Annotated in this window: 9 protein-coding genes; 5 read left to right on the top strand and 4 right to left on the bottom strand. The window is 67.6% G+C overall.

Going from position 1 to position 15893, the window contains the following annotated elements; genetic code table 11:
• Nucleotides 1-4: 4 nt before the first annotated feature.
• Entirely contained in the window at nucleotides 5-697 is a 693-nt protein-coding gene (locus tag ABD050_RS14520; protein ID WP_343890129.1) for a phosphoribosyltransferase, read from the top strand.
• 506 nt (nucleotides 698-1203) lie between these two features.
• On the opposite strand, the gene ABD050_RS14515 is transcribed toward ABD050_RS14520, so the two are convergent.
• From ABD050_RS14515 to ABD050_RS14500, 4 genes are all read right to left on the bottom strand, one after another.
• Nucleotides 1204-2403: an efflux RND transporter periplasmic adaptor subunit gene (locus ABD050_RS14515; RefSeq protein WP_343890128.1), complete on the bottom strand. Its 1200-nt coding sequence runs from the start codon at nucleotides 2401-2403 to the stop codon at nucleotides 1204-1206.
• Between the two features lie 2 nt (nucleotides 2404-2405).
• Complete coding sequence (locus ABD050_RS14510; RefSeq protein ID WP_343890127.1) at nucleotides 2406-4778, bottom strand: ABC transporter permease; 2373 nt, start codon at nucleotides 4776-4778, stop codon at nucleotides 2406-2408.
• Complete coding sequence (locus tag ABD050_RS14505; protein WP_343890126.1) at nucleotides 4778-5536, bottom strand: ABC transporter ATP-binding protein; 759 nt, start codon at nucleotides 5534-5536, stop codon at nucleotides 4778-4780. Before ABD050_RS14505 ends, ABD050_RS14510 begins: the two co-directional genes overlap by 1 nt.
• Nucleotides 5537-5642: 106 nt before the next feature.
• Nucleotides 5643-6206, bottom strand: coding sequence for a nitroreductase family protein (locus tag ABD050_RS14500; RefSeq protein ID WP_343890167.1), 564 nt, complete (start codon nucleotides 6204-6206; stop codon nucleotides 5643-5645).
• 315 nt (nucleotides 6207-6521) lie between these two features.
• Between ABD050_RS14500 and ABD050_RS14495 the strand changes: the two genes are divergently transcribed.
• The 4 genes from ABD050_RS14495 to ABD050_RS14480 all read left to right on the top strand — a co-directional run bounded on the left by ABD050_RS14495 (nucleotide 6522) and on the right by ABD050_RS14480 (nucleotide 15853).
• Nucleotides 6522-7340 carry a lysozyme inhibitor LprI family protein gene (locus ABD050_RS14495; protein WP_343890125.1) on the top strand — a complete coding sequence of 273 codons (819 nt, stop codon included), beginning with the start codon at nucleotides 6522-6524 and terminating at the stop codon, nucleotides 7338-7340.
• 9 nt (nucleotides 7341-7349) lie between these two features.
• Nucleotides 7350-9176: a hypothetical protein gene (locus tag ABD050_RS14490; RefSeq protein ID WP_343890124.1), complete on the top strand. Its 1827-nt coding sequence runs from the start codon at nucleotides 7350-7352 to the stop codon at nucleotides 9174-9176.
• A 303-nt stretch (nucleotides 9177-9479) separates the two neighbouring features.
• On the top strand, nucleotides 9480-11660 hold the full coding sequence (locus ABD050_RS14485) for an autotransporter assembly complex protein TamA (protein WP_343890123.1): 2181 nt from the start codon (nucleotides 9480-9482) through the stop codon (nucleotides 11658-11660).
• Nucleotides 11660-15853 (top strand): translocation/assembly module TamB domain-containing protein, encoded by a 4194-nt coding sequence (locus ABD050_RS14480; RefSeq protein WP_343890122.1) that lies wholly within the window; start codon nucleotides 11660-11662, stop codon nucleotides 15851-15853. Before ABD050_RS14485 ends, ABD050_RS14480 begins: the two co-directional genes overlap by 1 nt.
• Nucleotides 15854-15893: the final 40 nt, after the last annotated feature.

The following is a 15893-nucleotide window of genomic DNA, read 5'->3' as shown; positions in this document are numbered from 1 at the left end:
GGCAATGTTCAGGCGCCCGATCTTCCACAATCGCCAGGATGCGGGCCGGAAGCTCGCCGCCGCGCTCGAATCGTTCCGTGACCGTGATCCGCTGGTGCTTGCGTTGCCGCGGGGCGGGGTGCCCGTCGCCTTCGAAGTCGCTCGGGCGCTCGACGCCGAGCTGGATCTTCTCTTCGTTCGGAAGATCGGCGCGCCAGGCCATGAGGAGTTCGGGATCGGCGCCGTCGTCGATGGGGCGGAGCCGCAGCTTGTCCTCAACGACGAGGCCATTCGCCTGCTTGCCCCCGGGGAAGACTATATCCGGGCTGAACTGGGCCGCCAGCTGATCGAGATCGAGCGGCGGCGCCAGGCCTATGTCGGCGGCCGTCAGCCGATCGCGATGCGCGGCCGGACCGTTATCATCGTCGACGACGGCATCGCTACCGGCGGCACGATGAAGGCGGCGTTGAAAGGCGCGCGCAAGAATCAGGTCGCGCGCCTGGTGCTGGCGGTGCCGGTCGCGCCGCAGGACTCACTTGCTGAGCTTCGCCAGGATTGCGACGACATCATCTGCCTGGCGACACCCGATCCGTTCGGCGCGGTTGGCGCCTTTTATGCCGACTTTACCCAGACGACCGATGAAGAGGTGGTCTCGCTGCTCGCAACCGCCGCGAGCGCGCGCCGGCGCAGCGCGGCATCGGTGGCCGGGTCGCAATAGCAGCCGGAAAGTCTCCGCAGAGTCGGTCCTGGAATCGAATCTGCACGCTGAAATCCGGATCACCGGACTTCGGAAATCGGCTCAGCTTGCTTATGCCTGGCCCTGAGTGGATCCGACCGCGAGCCCAGCCGCGACCTCGATTCCCGCTGTTCCCCGCTGTTCCCCGCGATTTTTTATTTTCGCCGCTGTTATGTTGGAGTTTTCGTTCAATTTCCCCGTTAATTATCAATGTTTTACAGGGCATCCCGCTGTTATTCAGGAACAGCGGGATAACAGCGGGGGAACAGCGACGATAACAGCGACGATAACAGCGGCGGAACAGCGGGGAACAGCGGGGAACAGCGGGCCTGTGCGAATGGCGGCCCGCCCGTCGAATAAAATGGTCATGTCAAAGAGCGGGGCGGAACCGGGACAGCATTCCACCCGCTCGCGCTCCTTCCACACTCTCCCCCGGGATTGAATCGAACCGATCCCTTCCTGCCCGAGCAGGGTTCACGCACGCCGCTTTAGCCACGCACCTTCACGCCGTCCGCCACCGCGTCGCCCGGGTGCAGGATGACGCGGTCGCCGACGGCAAGTCCGCCACGTACCTCAGCCACCTCGTCGTTGATCTTCCCGATCGCCACCTGTCGGAGCCGCGCGTGGCCGGTCTTGTCTACGACGAAGGCGCTCCAGAGATCGCGATGGCGAAAGATCGCGCTGATGGGAACGCGGCGAACCTTGCTCGACGACCAGACAGTGATCCGGACATTCGCGCGAAAGCCGTGGCCGAGCCGTTCCCAGGCAGTGCGCGGATCGGCGAAATCGATCACCACGTTCACGCGCTGCTCCTCGACACCAAGCGCCGAGATCTTGAGGAAGCCATAGGGTTCGACGAGGCGCACTTTCCCCCTGAGCGGACGATCGCCGCCCCAGTCCTCGATCGCGACGTCGGCGCCAGGCAGCACCCGCACCGCATCAGCCGAGAGAAGATCAGTCACGATTTCGAGGTTCGCCGGGTCTCCGATCGTCACCAGCGGCGTGCCGGCCACCACGACCCGCGCGCTTTCCTGCGGGACGGTCAGGACCGTGCCCGATACCGGGCCGGTGACGGTGACGTCGCCCCGGCTGCGCCCGGTGCTTCCTGGCGCGATCAACCCGGCGCGCGCTGCATCCAGGTTGTAGCGTGCGGAAGCAGCGGCCTGGCGCGCCGCTGCGCTCGTCGCCCGCGCGCGATCGCGCGCTGCCTGCGCCTGGTCGAGCGACGCCTGGGTAACGAAACCGCGCGCGCTGAGCTTGCGGGTGCGGTCGAGCTGGCGCTCTGCCAGCAACTGCGCTGCCGCTGCCTCGCGTACCTGCGACTGCGCCGACGCGGCCTGCGCGTCGAGCGCGCGGATCGTTGCCTCGGTTTGCGCCAGCGTCCTGGCGTCGAGCGCGCCCGGCTCCGCAGGGCGGATACGGGCCAGCACGGTCCTGCCGGCGATCACTGCCGCGCCGGGCTTCAGCGGCACGCGGAGCAGCTCGCCCGTGATCGGCGCCGAGACGGTATACATGTCGCGAACGCGGGTTTCGCCCTGGTCGTTGATGGTGACTGCCATCGGCCCGACATCGACGGCACCGGTCTCGACGTCGATCGCAGGAGTCCGTATCGCGAAGAACAGCGCGACCCCGAGGGCAATCGCCACGAGCGCCATGATGATCCTGGGGCCGGTCACGAATTTGGTCATCGTCATTCCCGAGTCTTGAGTGCACGGACGAGATCGAGGTGATCGACCCGGTGGCGGACGAGGATCGCCGTGCCGGCGGCGGCGGCCGCGACGACGAGAACGCCTTGCCCCACCACGCGCGGATCGATCACGAAGGGGATGGTGAACATGTCGGTGTCGAAGCGCCTGATCATGAAGCGCCAGAGCTCGATGCCGGCGAAAATCCCGAGCGGCAGCGACGCGATCACCAGCAGCGCCTGTTCGCCGAGGAGCACGAAGGCGACTTCACTCCGGCGAAACCCGAGCACGCGCAGCGAGGCAAGATCGCGCGCCCGTTCGGAAAGGCTGATCCGGGCGCTGTTATAGACAACGCCGATCACGACCAGCACCGCGAGCCCGGTGTAGAAAAAGGTCATGGTGTTGAAATTCTTCTGCACCGTCTCGCGGATCGCGTGGCGCATACTCGCGCGGACGGTGACGCCCGCCACCATCGGGCTTTGTTTCAGCCGGGCGTAGATCTGCGCCAGCGCGCGTGAATCGATTTCGAGATAGGCGCCCGACAGCGTATCGCCTTCGCGCAGCAGCCGGTTGAAGGTCGCGCGGTCGACCACCGCCGAGCTGCCGAACGGGCTGTCGAGGATATCGGTCACGCGGAGACGGAGCGTCGGCCGCTCGCCGTCGGTGATCGCCACCGTCACGAAGTCGCCCCGGCGCACGTCGAGCAGCTTCGCCATCCGCCCGGTGATGACCGTGCCCTGTGGCGGCGGCTGCGACATCACGCCGTGGACATCGACCATATGGTTGAGATCGCCGCCGGCTTCGACTCCCGACAGCCCTTCGCGCATCACGCGGTGCCCCGCGCGGATCCGGGCGCCGGCCGCGCGGAACGGCTGGACGTTCATCACGCCCGGGATTCGCTCGAGTTCATACAGCGCCCGCGCATCGCGCGGCTCTGCGAAAGTGACGATCAGGTCGGAACGGTCGGCTCGTTCGAGGCCCAGGTCGATCATCCGCTGGATGCTGGCATGCGGGCTTTGCGAGGTGACGTAGAGCATCAGCCCCGCGGCGAGCCCGATGACGCTCAGGCCCGAACGCAGGGGCGTGCGCAGCAGGCCCCGCAGGATGATCCGCGACGGCTCGTCGGGGCCGAGCGCGCTGGCGATGGTGCTGGTGATGCGCCCCGAATAATCGGGCGGCGCGGCGGGCCGCATCGCCTGTGCCGGGGTCAGCCGGGCCGACCGCCACACCGCGGTCGTGGCGCCGAGCGCAACCGGCACCATGGTCGCCGCCGCAGCGAACCAATAGACATCGGCATCGGCGCGAAAGGAGAGGAACGGAAAGGAATAGAAGCGCTGATAGAGCCCCGCCAGCCCTCGGCCCAGCCAGCCGCCGAGCACGACACCGAACGCAAGCCCGCCGAGCGAGAGCAGCACCGCCAGCTGGACATAATGGAACATGATCGCGCGGGTCGGAAAGCCGAATGCCTTGAGCAGGCCGATGATCTCACGCTCGGTATCCACCAGCCGCGCCAGCACGATGTTGAGCAGGAACGCCGCGACCAGCAGGAAGACCGGCGGCAGCACCCCAGCCATCGTCTTGAGCTGATCGATCTCGCTGCTGATGAAGCGGTCCGAGATCTGGTCGGTGCGCGCATAGGCGCCGGCGCCGCCATAGGGTGCGAGCAGCAGGTCGAGCCGCCTGATCGTCTCGTCGGGGCGCTCGCCCGGGCTGAGCCGGATCAGCACGTCGTTGAACGCCTGGTTGAGGTCGAGCGCCGCCGCCAGGGGCTCGCGCCCCATCCACACGATGCCGAAGCGGCGATTGTCGGGAAAGATCTGCCCGGGCGACAGGGCATAGATATATTCCGGCGACAGCACGGTGCCGACGAGCCGCAGCGTGGCCTGCTTGCCATAGAGGACCGCCCTGATCGGATCGCCCAGCTGCAGCCCGGCACCCTTGGCGAAGTCCTGGTTGACGACGACCTCGTCCGGCCGGTTCGGATCGGGCAGCCGCCCGCTGCGGAGCACCAGCCGGTTGAGCGCAGAGGCATCGGCACGCGGCAGCGAATGGACCTTGGCCGAGATCGGCTCGGGTACCTGCGCGACATCGAGCGTGGCGCCGGTGCTGATCCGGCTCTCCGCCGTCGCGACGCCGGGCAGGCTGCGGATTTGCGCCATCAGTGGTTCGGGCGCGCGCTTGAGCGGCGCGAACACATCGGCGAAGCGATATTGATCATAATAAGCGGCGCGCGTCGTCTCGAGCGACCGGATCAGCCCGACCGCCATCACCATCGTCCCGACCCCCGCGCCGATCACCAGCGCGATCGCCAGCGCCTGGCCCCGCAGCCGCCACAGGTCGCGGAACAGCTTGACGGTGAGGGTGGAGCGAAACCGCATCACCAGCGCAATTCGAGCGGTGGGGTGCGCGATGCGTTGTGGCGCTTGCCCGAGATTTGCCCGTCGCCGAACAGCAGCACTTCGTCGGCCATGTCGGCGATCACCATATTGTGCGTGATGACGAAGGTCGTGGTGCCGAGATCGCGATTGACGGTGTCGAGTGCCGCCAGCACCCGCGTGCCGGTCGCGCTGTCCAGCGCGCCGGTCGGCTCGTCGCACAGCAGCACCTTGGGCCGCTTCGCGATCGCGCGCGCGATCGCAACGCGCTGCTGCTCGCCGCCGGACAGCTGCGCCGGGAAATGATCGAGCCGCGATTCAAGCCCGACCAGCGCGAGCGCGTCGGCTGGGTTCATCGGATTGTCCGAAATCTCGGTGATCAGCGACACATTCTCGCGCGCGGTGAGCGAGGCGACGAGATTGTAGAACTGGAAGATGAAGCCGACGCTGTGGCGGCGATATTCAGTCAGCGCGTCGTCGTCCCAGCCAGTGATGTCGCGGTCGTAGAACCAGGCATGGCCCGCGGTCGCATGGTCGAGGCCGCCCAGGATGTTGAGCAGGGTCGACTTGCCCGAGCCCGACGCGCCGAGCAGTACCAGCATCGCACCCTCCTGCACGGTAAAATCGACTCCGCGCAGCGCATGGACGGCGTTGGGGCCGTCCCCATAGGTTTTGGTCAGCCCCTCGACGCGGTAGATCGGCGGTCGAAGCGTCTGGGTATCGGAGCGCGAAGGCGGCGTTGGTTCGGGGGACGTCGCCACTCCAATTCCTTCGATGCTGCGATTGATTGCTTCGCCCTAGCTGCTCGCCGCATTGCCCGGCATTCGTAGCTTCCCGTATCGTGGCGTGGCCTGGTCAGGGCGCAGCTCAACCGATCCAGTGGATTTCCGGTGCCTTTCTGGGCACTGGTGCCATCGCCTTCACCTTGGGATGCCCGACGATGATCGGGGCCACCGGTACGCATCCGGCCGGAAGCTCGAGCGCCGCCTTGCCCTCGCTGGTGCCGAGCCACCCCTGGGCGAAGCCGATCCAGCAGGATCCGAGCATCGCATCCCGGGCAGCCAGCATGAGGTTCTGCGCGGCAAGCGCGCAGTCGGGGACTGCCCATGGTCCGTCCTCGACTGAGGAGATCACGATCAGTGCGGGCGCGTGATAGAAGATGTCGAATGCCTCGTCGCTCAGCAGTTGCTCGAAATGATGGGATATGAGTGCGGCCGGGGACGACCGGAGCATATGCGCCTTGGCCTCGCGGGAGATGCGCGCCAGCAACGCCCTGTCCCGCACGACCGAGAAACACCATGGCTGGCGATTGACGGCGCTGGGCGCCTGGATCGCCGCGTCGATCAGTGCGCGAAGCTGGGCCTCTTCGACGTCGTCCTCAGTGAACTCGCGAACCGCGCGGCGGCTGTAGATTGCGTCCAGCAGTTCCATCACGAGTCTCGCCTGCAGGTTGTCGGGGTGTCCAGACTGGACCGATTCCGCATGCCGCTTCCATTGGGATAATCCCGAATATCGAGGCTGCCCGCGGTGCCCCACGGTGCCCGGGCAATGTGGTGGCGGGAGAGGTCGGGCCGAGTGATGAGAAGTCGTCCTTTCAGCCCTGGCGATCTCTCCCGAACGGGTGCCGGCCGCTTCTCGGCCGCGATCGACCGCGCCCGCCGGGCAGAGCGCAGCACCGCGCTCGATTTCATGGCGCGATCATGTCCTTCAATGAGGTTGGCCCTCATGTCGCTCCTTCTTGTCGGAATGGCGCCGGCAACAGGCGCCGTGATGGCGGGACCGCAGATCGGCCAGGCTCCGGAATGCGGTTTGCGCGACGCCGCCGCGGCGGCTTGCGAGGCGAAGGCGCTCCGCCAGGCCGAGAGCGCATTGGCGGCAGCGCGGCAGGGCGCCGCACAGGCGATCGCAGCGCCGGACGAACGCTTCGAGTCAGACGAACGCAAGGAATGGAGGAGCGCCTTCGATGCCACGATGACGCTGTGGCTGCGCTTTCGAGATGCGCGATGCGACAAACGCCTGATCGGCTATGAAATGGCGGGAACCGCCGCGCCTGCCTTCAATGACGCGTCGGCGTGCACGCTGGCCATAACCCGGGTCATCGCCGAGGATGTCAGCTTCCGTTATGCTCTCGGAACGGCGGAACATCCGCGAGAGTCGGCAACGCGGGCGCTGGTCGTCGTGCCGAACCCGGCGAGCGACGAGGAAGGCCCCTGTGCTGATGTCGATCCTGGAGAATGTGATTATTGCGGCGCCAACCGCTGCTGGGAGAAGCGGCTCGTGCTTGCCGATCGGGACTTGAATCGGGCCTGGGCGCGGGCGCTGCAGGCGATCCGGGAGCGGCCGGGCCTGCCGGTTGATCAGCGTATCGACTGGATTGCCCGGCTCAGAGCGGCGCAGCGGGCCTGGCTTGCCTGGCGCGACGCCGAATGCGCGCTCGAACCCTGGGAAACGCCGAACCGGTTCGCCCATTCGATCTATGCGACGTTGATCGCGCCCTGCCTCGAAGGCGAAACGCTTGCGCGGATCAGCGATCTCAGCGCCAGCTATCGGCTTGGCGACCGCTGAGCGCGGGACATGGCACGGCTGTCACTTCCGGTCTCGGCTATCGCCGTCGGATTGGCGGTCGTGGCGCCGACGCAGCTCAAGGGCATGCCGGGGCCGGCCATTCCGGATGGGGCGGCGCGGATTCGAGGCGAAGTCGACGGTGCCGGCCCGAGCCACATGTTCTGGCTCGCGCATCGTGATCCCGGCTCCGAGATCATCGGGATCGTCGACCCGCTCTACGCGGCGATCCGGCTATATGCTGTCGCCGACGCCAACCCGGCACGCGGTTCGATCGCCGCCCGGCTGACCGCGATCGGCGCCTGTGCGCTGCCCGTGTCGTTGCGGCCCTGGCGGCTCCACCAGTTGAAGGATCGGGTGCTGATCGAATCGATGCCCGAGCCCGGCACCGGCGGATACCGGGTCACGACGACTGCGCTCGAAACGCGGATGTACCGGGTGCGCAGGGATCTTGTCGGGCCCGGGTCCGCGGCCAGGCTGCGTGCCGCACTCTCCCTGGTTGATGGCAAGCACTGGAACCCCGAAACGGCGCTTCCCTGCGGTGCATTGGGGCCCAGGCGGCCGATCGGCGCGGGCGATTCAGTGGTGTCACGCCCGGGCGCTCGCCACGCCGCCCGAACGATCACGCTTGAAAATGGTTCGGCAGCCCTCGCGCCGCGCGGGCGGCTGACCGTGCGCGGCGGCGCCGGATCCCGGCTGCTCAGCGCTTATGAGCTCGAGCCGGCCGGTTCGCGACGGATTGTCCAGACCTCCGAGCAGCTTCCCGCTTCGGACGGTGTCGTCCACATCCGGCGGAGCCTGGTGGTCCTAGCCCGGCGCAACGGGCATGTCGTACGGCGGATCGATATCGTCGGTGGCGAATGGTCGGGCAAGCCTGCCTTCAGGGACGTCGCCGTGCTGCCGACCGGCGAGATCCTGGCCCTGGGCAGGCGTTTCGGGCGCGGCCGCCCCGATTTTGCCCTGTTCAGTTGCGGCACCGTCAGGGCAGATAATCCGAAGGGCGGCGGGATTTGCAGGATCTCGCAAGGTTCTGTTCCGGAACCTGTGTCGAGCGTCTCCAGTGGCCCGGTCCCGACCCGGCAGGGTTCGTCACTCCACCCCTTCAACGCCCGGTCGATCTTCGCCGCGGTGCGGCCGCTGAGCGAATATCGCTGGTCAGTCGATACGCGCGGCCTGGCCGAGTCGTGTCGTGCAGCGACGGGCTGCCCGGTCCGTGACCAGAACCTGAATTTCGTGCCGCTTCGGGGGATTCGGCTGACTCGCGGCATCTACGAGCATATCGGCGTGCCTTACGCCCAGACCGAGAGCCTCGCCGAGGTCGATCGTTTCATGAGCACCAGCGCGGGCGATCTCTCTGCCGCGCTCGCCCATGCCACCGAGGGGAAGCGCGGCTGGCCGGGCAACCTTGCCGACGGCGTGCGTGGGGACCTGGGCATCGATTGCTCCGCCTTGGTCCAGGTCGCCTGGGGTCGCCGGCAGGCAACGACCCGCTGGAGCACGGCGACCATCACCAATTTCGCTGATGACGCGTTGTGTACGCGCCGGCTGCCTTCACCCGACTGGTTGCGTGCTGGTGACGCGATCGGCTTGCGCACCGGCGTGACGAACCATGTAATGCTCTTCGCCGAGCCCCTGCGCGTCGACGGCGCGAACATCGCCTGGCTGGTGCTCGAATCCTCCAGCAGCTGCGACGGCGTGTGCTGGTCGGTCTATGATCCCTCGAGCTTCGATGGCTGGAGCCTGTACCGCGCGGCCGGGCGAAGTGACGTGCCGTGCCCGCGCAGCTTTCGTTACCCGGCCGGTACCGGCGCCACGCCGATCCGAAGATCGAGCAGATAGTCTCGCCCTCCAATCGATCCCGTGATCGAAACGCACCGATCATAGCGCTAAATTGCCCCAACCTGCCGACCGGCAGGATCGAAATCCCCGTCTGATCGTATTGCCGGGGTCGACCATCTCCCATGAGGCTGGCGACGCAGGGACGCGATGATAAGGGACATGCTGGACGACCGGGCCGGGCCATGCCGCCATGTTCCCCTTGCGCTGGTGCATCGGCGCGAGCTTGCTTTGCATGGCGTTGTTGCCTCCAGCCCCTGGAGGCACCCCAGTGTCGGCGGCCTTGCCGGGATGCAGAAAATATCCATGGCACTGCCTGCGGGAGCCATCGTGACGTCGAGGCTTTCCCTCCTTCTCGTGCTGATGGCAGGCCTGGTTCCGCAGGCCGCATCGGCGCAGCGCAGTCCCGATCCGCTCGAGAAGGCGCGCGCCGAGGCCCGACATCAGGCGGATGCGCAGCGGGCGGCGACTGACGACAGCATCATCCCCGATTCGCAGTTCCAGCAGGCGCTGCCACCGATCGATCCCGCGCTGACCCAGGCCCTGGCGCCGATCGAGAGCATCGATGCGATCCCCGCGCCTCCGCCGCCCCTTCCGGCGACGCGGACAAGTGCCGCGGGAGCGCCCACGCCCGCATCAGCTGCGACCGCACCGGCCGCAATCGACCCAGCCCTGACCCAGCCTCTGCCGCCGCTTGCGGGTTTCGACGTCGAGCCGCCGGCTGCCACCCAGGCCGAGGTTGCGGATACCGTTCCCGAGGTCCGTTACTCAGTGCAGATCGACGGATTGCAGGCGGTCGGGCTGGAGGGGCGTTTCCGCGCCTTGTCGGATCTCGAGCAAGGCCATGGCAAGGGCGCGAATGGCGCGGTGATTTCAGCGCGCGCCCGGGAGGACGAGGCGCTCGGGCTGCGGTTGCTGCGCTCCGAGGGCTATTATGATGGCGTCGTGTCTTCCCGGGTCGAGCCCGTTACCGGTCAGCCGGGCCGTGCCACCGCGACCATCAGCGTCGTGCCCGGCACGCGCTACACGCTCGGCACGATCGCGATCGACGGACCCGATACGATCCCGCCCGGACTGGTACGCGAGGCACTCGTCTTGCGGACCGGAGATCCGATCGTAGCGCCCGCTATCGAGGCAGCGGAAGGGGCCGTGGCGCTCAGGCTGCCCCAGCAGGGCTATCCCTTCGTGAAGGTCGGCGAGCACGACATCGTGCTCGACGACGGGACCCATCAAGGGGATTATACGCTGCCCGTCGATCCGGGGCCGAGATCGTCCTTCGGTACCTATTCGACCAAGGGCAAGCTGGCCTTCGACGCCCGTCATGTCGGCGTCCTCGCCCGCTTCAAGCCCGGCGAGCTCTATGACGAACGTCAGGTCAATGATCTGCGCGAGGCGCTGGTCGCCACCGACCTGTTCGACAGCGTTGCCATCGAGCCGCAGCGCACCGGTCAGATCGCCGCCGACGGCACCGAGATGGTCGACCTGGTCGTCACCCAGAATGCCGGCAAGCCGCGCCGGCTGGCGGCAACCGCAGGCTATTCGACCGGCCAGGGAATCCGCGTCGATGCGAGCTGGACCCACCGCAACCTGTTCCCGCCCGAAGGCTCGCTCGCCTTCACGGTGACCGCGGGCACCCAGGAGCAGGGTGCGACGGCGACCTTCCGCCGCGCCGATGCCGGCCGGCGGGACAAGACGGTGCTGCTGTCGCTCTCCGCCCATCGGCAGGACTTCCAGGCCTACAAGGCACTGACGCTTGGGCTCAGCGGCCGCATTTCGCTCGATTCGACGCCGATCTGGCAGAAGAAGTGGACCTGGGCTTACGGCTTCGAGATCCTCGGCACGCGCGAGAACGCCTATCAGCCGGCGCTCGGCAAGCGCGACTATCAGAATTACGCGATCGGCGGCGTCAACGGCCAGCTCGGCTTCGACAGCACTGACAATCTGCTCAACCCGACCAGGGGCTTTCGGGCGCTGATCCGGCTGAGCCCCGAGACCGAGCAAACCCGGGGCAGCAATTATCGTTATATCCGCGGGCAGATCGACGGCAGCGCCTATTATTCCTTGTCGAAGAGCCTGGTGCTGGCGGGTCGGGTCCGCGCTGCCTCGATCGCGGGCGCGCCGCGCGATGCGATCGCGCCGTCTCGCCGGCTCTATTCGGGTGGCGGCGGATCGGTGCGCGGCTATGGCTTCCAGGAACTTGGCCCGCGCGACCCCGGCAATGATCCGATCGGCGGCCGCAGCCTGGTCGAGGCGGCGGCGGAGCTGCGCTACCGCTTCGGCGATTACGGGATCGTCCCCTTCATCGACGTGGGTCAGGCCTATGCCTCGACTGCGCCGCAGTTCACTGATCTGCGATACGGGGCTGGCATCGGCGGGCGCTACTATACCAATTTCGGCCCGCTCAGGCTTGACGTCGCGACCCCGATCGGGCGCCGCAAGGGTGAGCCGAAGGTCGCCATCTATATCTCGATCGGGCAAGCCTTTTGATGGCCGACGAGACCGACTCCTCCGCAGTGGCTGCGCAGCCGGCGCTTGCACGGCGCATCGCGAAATGGGCCGGCATTGCGGTGGCCGCCATGCTCGCGCTCGTGGCGCTGGCGCTGCTCGCGATCGACACCGGGCCGGGCCGCCGCTTCCTGGTCGATCGCCTGTCCGGATACGAGACTGCCTCGGGCCTGAAGGTCGAGTTCAGCCGGCTCGACGGCTCGCTCTACGGCAAGCTCACCATCCGCGACCTGCGCATCAGCGATTCGAAGGGCGTATTCGCCACCGCGCCGCAGATCGATCTCGACTGGCGCCCCTTTGCCTTCATCCGCAACCATGTCGATGTCCGCACCGCGAGCGCGCCGCTGATCACGCTCGCCCGGCTGCCGGCGCTGAAGCCGGTGCCGAGCAATCCCAACGCCCCGACGCTCCCCGATCTCGATATCGATATCGGCAGGCTCGAGATCGCCAGGCTCGTGCTCGGCGCTCCGGTCACCGGCACGCGCCGGGTGATGACGCTCGATGGCGATGCCCATATCGCCGATGGCCGCGCGCAAATCCATGGCAATGCAGCCGCGCTCGACGCGGGCGACCGGCTCGCGCTGACACTGGACGCGGTGCCCGACCAGGATCGGCTGATCCTCGATGCGCGCCTTGTCGCGCCGACCGGCGGCATCATCGCCGGCATGGCCGGGCTCACCCGACCGCTTATCGTGCAGATCGCCGGACGAGGCAGCTGGTCGAGCTGGCAGGGCAGCGCTCGGGCGAGGCTCGGCGGCCAGCCGCTTGCCGATCTCGACCTGAACGCGCGGAGCGGTACCTTCGCCGTCAGGGGCCCGCTCCACCCCGGGCTGATCATGGCCGGCCCGGTTGCACGGCTGACCGCGCCCAGCCTGATCGTCGATCTCACCACGACACTGGCACGGCGCCGGGCCGATACGCACATGACGCTGCGGTCGGATGCGCTGGCGGTCACCGCGAACGGATTGCTCGATCTCGCAAACAGCCGTTTCGGTGGCGTCCAGGTCGACGCGCAATTGCTCACCCCGGGCTCGATCGCGCCGAACCTCAAGGGAAGCGGCGTGCGCGCCTCGCTTCGGCTCGACGGCGCCTTCGCCCGGCCAGTGGTCGACTACAAGATATCTGCAGCCGCGCTCGGCTTCGACAAGACGGTGGTGCAGGGCCTTTATGCCGAGGGTCGCGCAAGGGTCGATGCCGACCGCATCCTGATCCCGGTGACGGCGCGAATCGCACGCGTAACAGGGCTTAACGCGGCAGTCGGCGGGCTGCTCACCAATGTCGCGGTCAACGGTGATCTCGCGATCAACGGACATACCATCCTGTCGGACAATCTGCGCATCCGCTCGCCGCAGATCGACGCGACCGCCATCATCGTCGCTGATCTTTCGACCGGCATCTATCGCGGCGGTCTCAAGGGCCGAGTGAACAATTACCGGATTCAGGGCGTCGGCATCATCAACCTGACCACCGACATGAAGCTGGTGACGGTGCCGTCGGGCGGGTTCGGGCTGCAGGGCCATTTCGGCTTCGTGACGGCGCGGATCGACAACGCGACCGCGGCGAATTTCCTTGGCGGGCGCACCGTGGTGACCGGGGATATCGGCTATGATCCGAAGGGCGTGGTCGCGATCCGCAACCTGCGCGTCGCGGCGCCGAGCTTCCACCTCGCAGGGGGGCAGGGCAGCTACCGGCCCGACGGCAGCATCGCGTTCATTGCCCAGGGGAATTCAGCCCAATATGGGCCGCTCGCCGTGATGGTGTCGGGCACTGTCGACCGCCCGCTCGTCCGCCTCCGCGCGAGCCGCCCGAATGTCGGCGTCCAGCTTTCCGATGTCGAGGCGATCGTCAGCGGCACCGCCGCCGGCTATGCGGTCACGGCCCATGGCGGCTCGCCTTACGGGCCGTTCGATGCCGATATCCTGGTGCGCACGGGCGGCGGGCCGCTGACGATCGATGTGCACAAGGCGCATTTCGCCGGCATCCTGTTCGCGGGCCTCGTTCGGCAGGGTCCGGCAGGGCCGTTCGTCGGCAACCTGACCGCGAACGGCTCGGGGGTGACGGGGGTAGTGACGCTTGCCGCGGTCGGCTCGGTGCAGAGCGCCCGGATCTCGGCGCGGGCGAACGGGGCGCATATCCCGGGCCAGGCCGGGCTCGTGATCGACCGCGCGATCATCGAGGCAACCGCGACGCTCTATCCGCGCACGCCGGAGATCGTCGCCGATATCCAGCTCGCCGGCGTACGGCAGGGCGGCTTCACGCTGCAGGCAGCGCGGGCCAAGGTCAATTATCGCGGCGGGCGGGGTGCCGCCCAGCTCGTCGCAAGCGGCGATAGCGGCGCTGCCTTCCGGATCGCCGCAAATGCCCTGCTCTCGCCCGATCTCTACCGCGTTGCCGCGCAAGGCCAGGTCGGCGCGATTCCCTTCCACCTCGCGCAGCCGGCGTCGATCCGGGTGGCCAATGGCAGCTATACGTTGTTGCCGGTCGCGATCGTCACGCCCAACGGCCAGATGCGCGTCGCCGGCCGGTACGGCGCAACGCTGGAACTCCAGTCGCGCTTCGACAATGTCGATCTGGCGATCCTCAACAGCTTCGCCGCCGGCGCAGGCGTTGGTGGACGCGCGACCGGCAGCCTGGATTTCATGCAGGCGGGCAGCGGCTTTCCGCGGGCCGACCTGCGGCTCGAGGTCCACGGATTTACCCGTTCAGGGGCGGCGATCGTGTCGACGCCGGTCGACATCGCCGCGCTCGGTACGTTGCGCCCTGAGGGCGGTACGCTCGCGGCGCTGATCCGTCGCGGCGGTGCGGTAATCGGGCGGGCCCAACTTCGGCTGCAGCCGGTCGGCGGCGGGGCCTGGACCACCGCGCTCGCCAACGCGCCGCTCGGCGGCGGCATTCGGTACAACGGTCCGGCCGACGTGCTGTGGAGCCTTGCCGGGATTGCCGACCAGCAGCTCTCGGGCCCGATCGGCATCGCCGCCGATTTCTCCGGCCGCATGTCGAGCCCGCAGCTGAGCGGTGTGGTCCGCGCCAACGCGCTCGCCTATGATAACGAGACCTATGGCACCCGGATTACCGCGATCCGCCTGACCGGCCGTTTCACCAACGACCGGCTGGAGATTTCCGAGTTCACCGGCCGCGCCGGAAGTGGCACCGTCTCGGCGCATGGCAGTGTCGGTTTCGGGGCTGATTCCGGATTTCCCATCGACGTCAGCGCGACCCTCGACAAGGCGCAGCTCGCGCGCAGCGATGCGCTCGGCGCCACGGTTTCGGGGACCCTCGCGATCGCCAACAGCAAGGCGAACGGCGCGTCGATCTCCGGCGACTTGCGGCTGCCGGAAATCCGCTATGCGATCGTTCGCCAGGGTGTAGCCGAGATCCGCGAGCTGCAGGGCGTGCGGCGCAAGGGCACGACCCGTGCCCAGGCCGCGCAGCAAGCCGCGGCGGCCGCGCCGCCCGGGCTGTTCAAGCTCGACCTGCACATTCGGGCCGACAACCGCCTCTTCGTCAGCGGCATGGGGCTCGACAGCGAATGGAGCGCCAATCTCCGCGTACGGGGGACTTCGGCGGCGCCCGAGGTCGTCGGCAACGTCAACCTCGTCCGCGGCACCTACAACTTCGCGGGCAAGCGTTTCGAACTGGACTCGACCAGCGTCATCCGCTTCGAAGGCGGACAGGTGTCGAATCCGACGCTGTCGATGACAGCGACGGCGACCCTGTCAGGCACTGCGATCACCATCAATATAGCCGGCCGCGCGCAGAATCCGCAGATCACCTTGACCTCGTCGCCCAGCCTGCCGCAGGACGAGTTGCTGTCGCGGATCCTGTTCGGCGATTCAATCACGTCGCTCACGCCGACCCAGGCGATTCAGCTGGCGGCGGCGCTCAATTCGCTGCGGGGATCGGGCGGCGGGCTGAATCCGCTCGGCAAGCTTCGCTCCGCCACCGGGGTCGACCGGCTCGAGGTTCTCGGCGCTGACGAGGTGACCGGGCGCGGCACGGCGGTCGCTGCCGGAAAATATATCTCCAACAACATCTATGTGGAGATCGTCACTGATACGCGGGGCTTCACCGCAACGCAGCTCGAAATCGCCCTGTCGAAAACGCTGAGTATCCTCAGCCAGACCGGCGGCTCGAACGGCACGGCGCTCAACCTGCGTTATTCGAAGGATTATTAGGCCGGGCGGGATTCGTCCCGGCCAGCTCATGGCGCCGGCG

Source organism: Sphingomonas oligophenolica, assembly GCF_039522915.1.
GTDB lineage: Bacteria > Pseudomonadota > Alphaproteobacteria > Sphingomonadales > Sphingomonadaceae > Sphingomonas > Sphingomonas oligophenolica.
The sequence above is the reverse complement of the archived record's forward strand: the minus strand, read 5'-3'. Positions and strand labels throughout refer to the sequence as shown.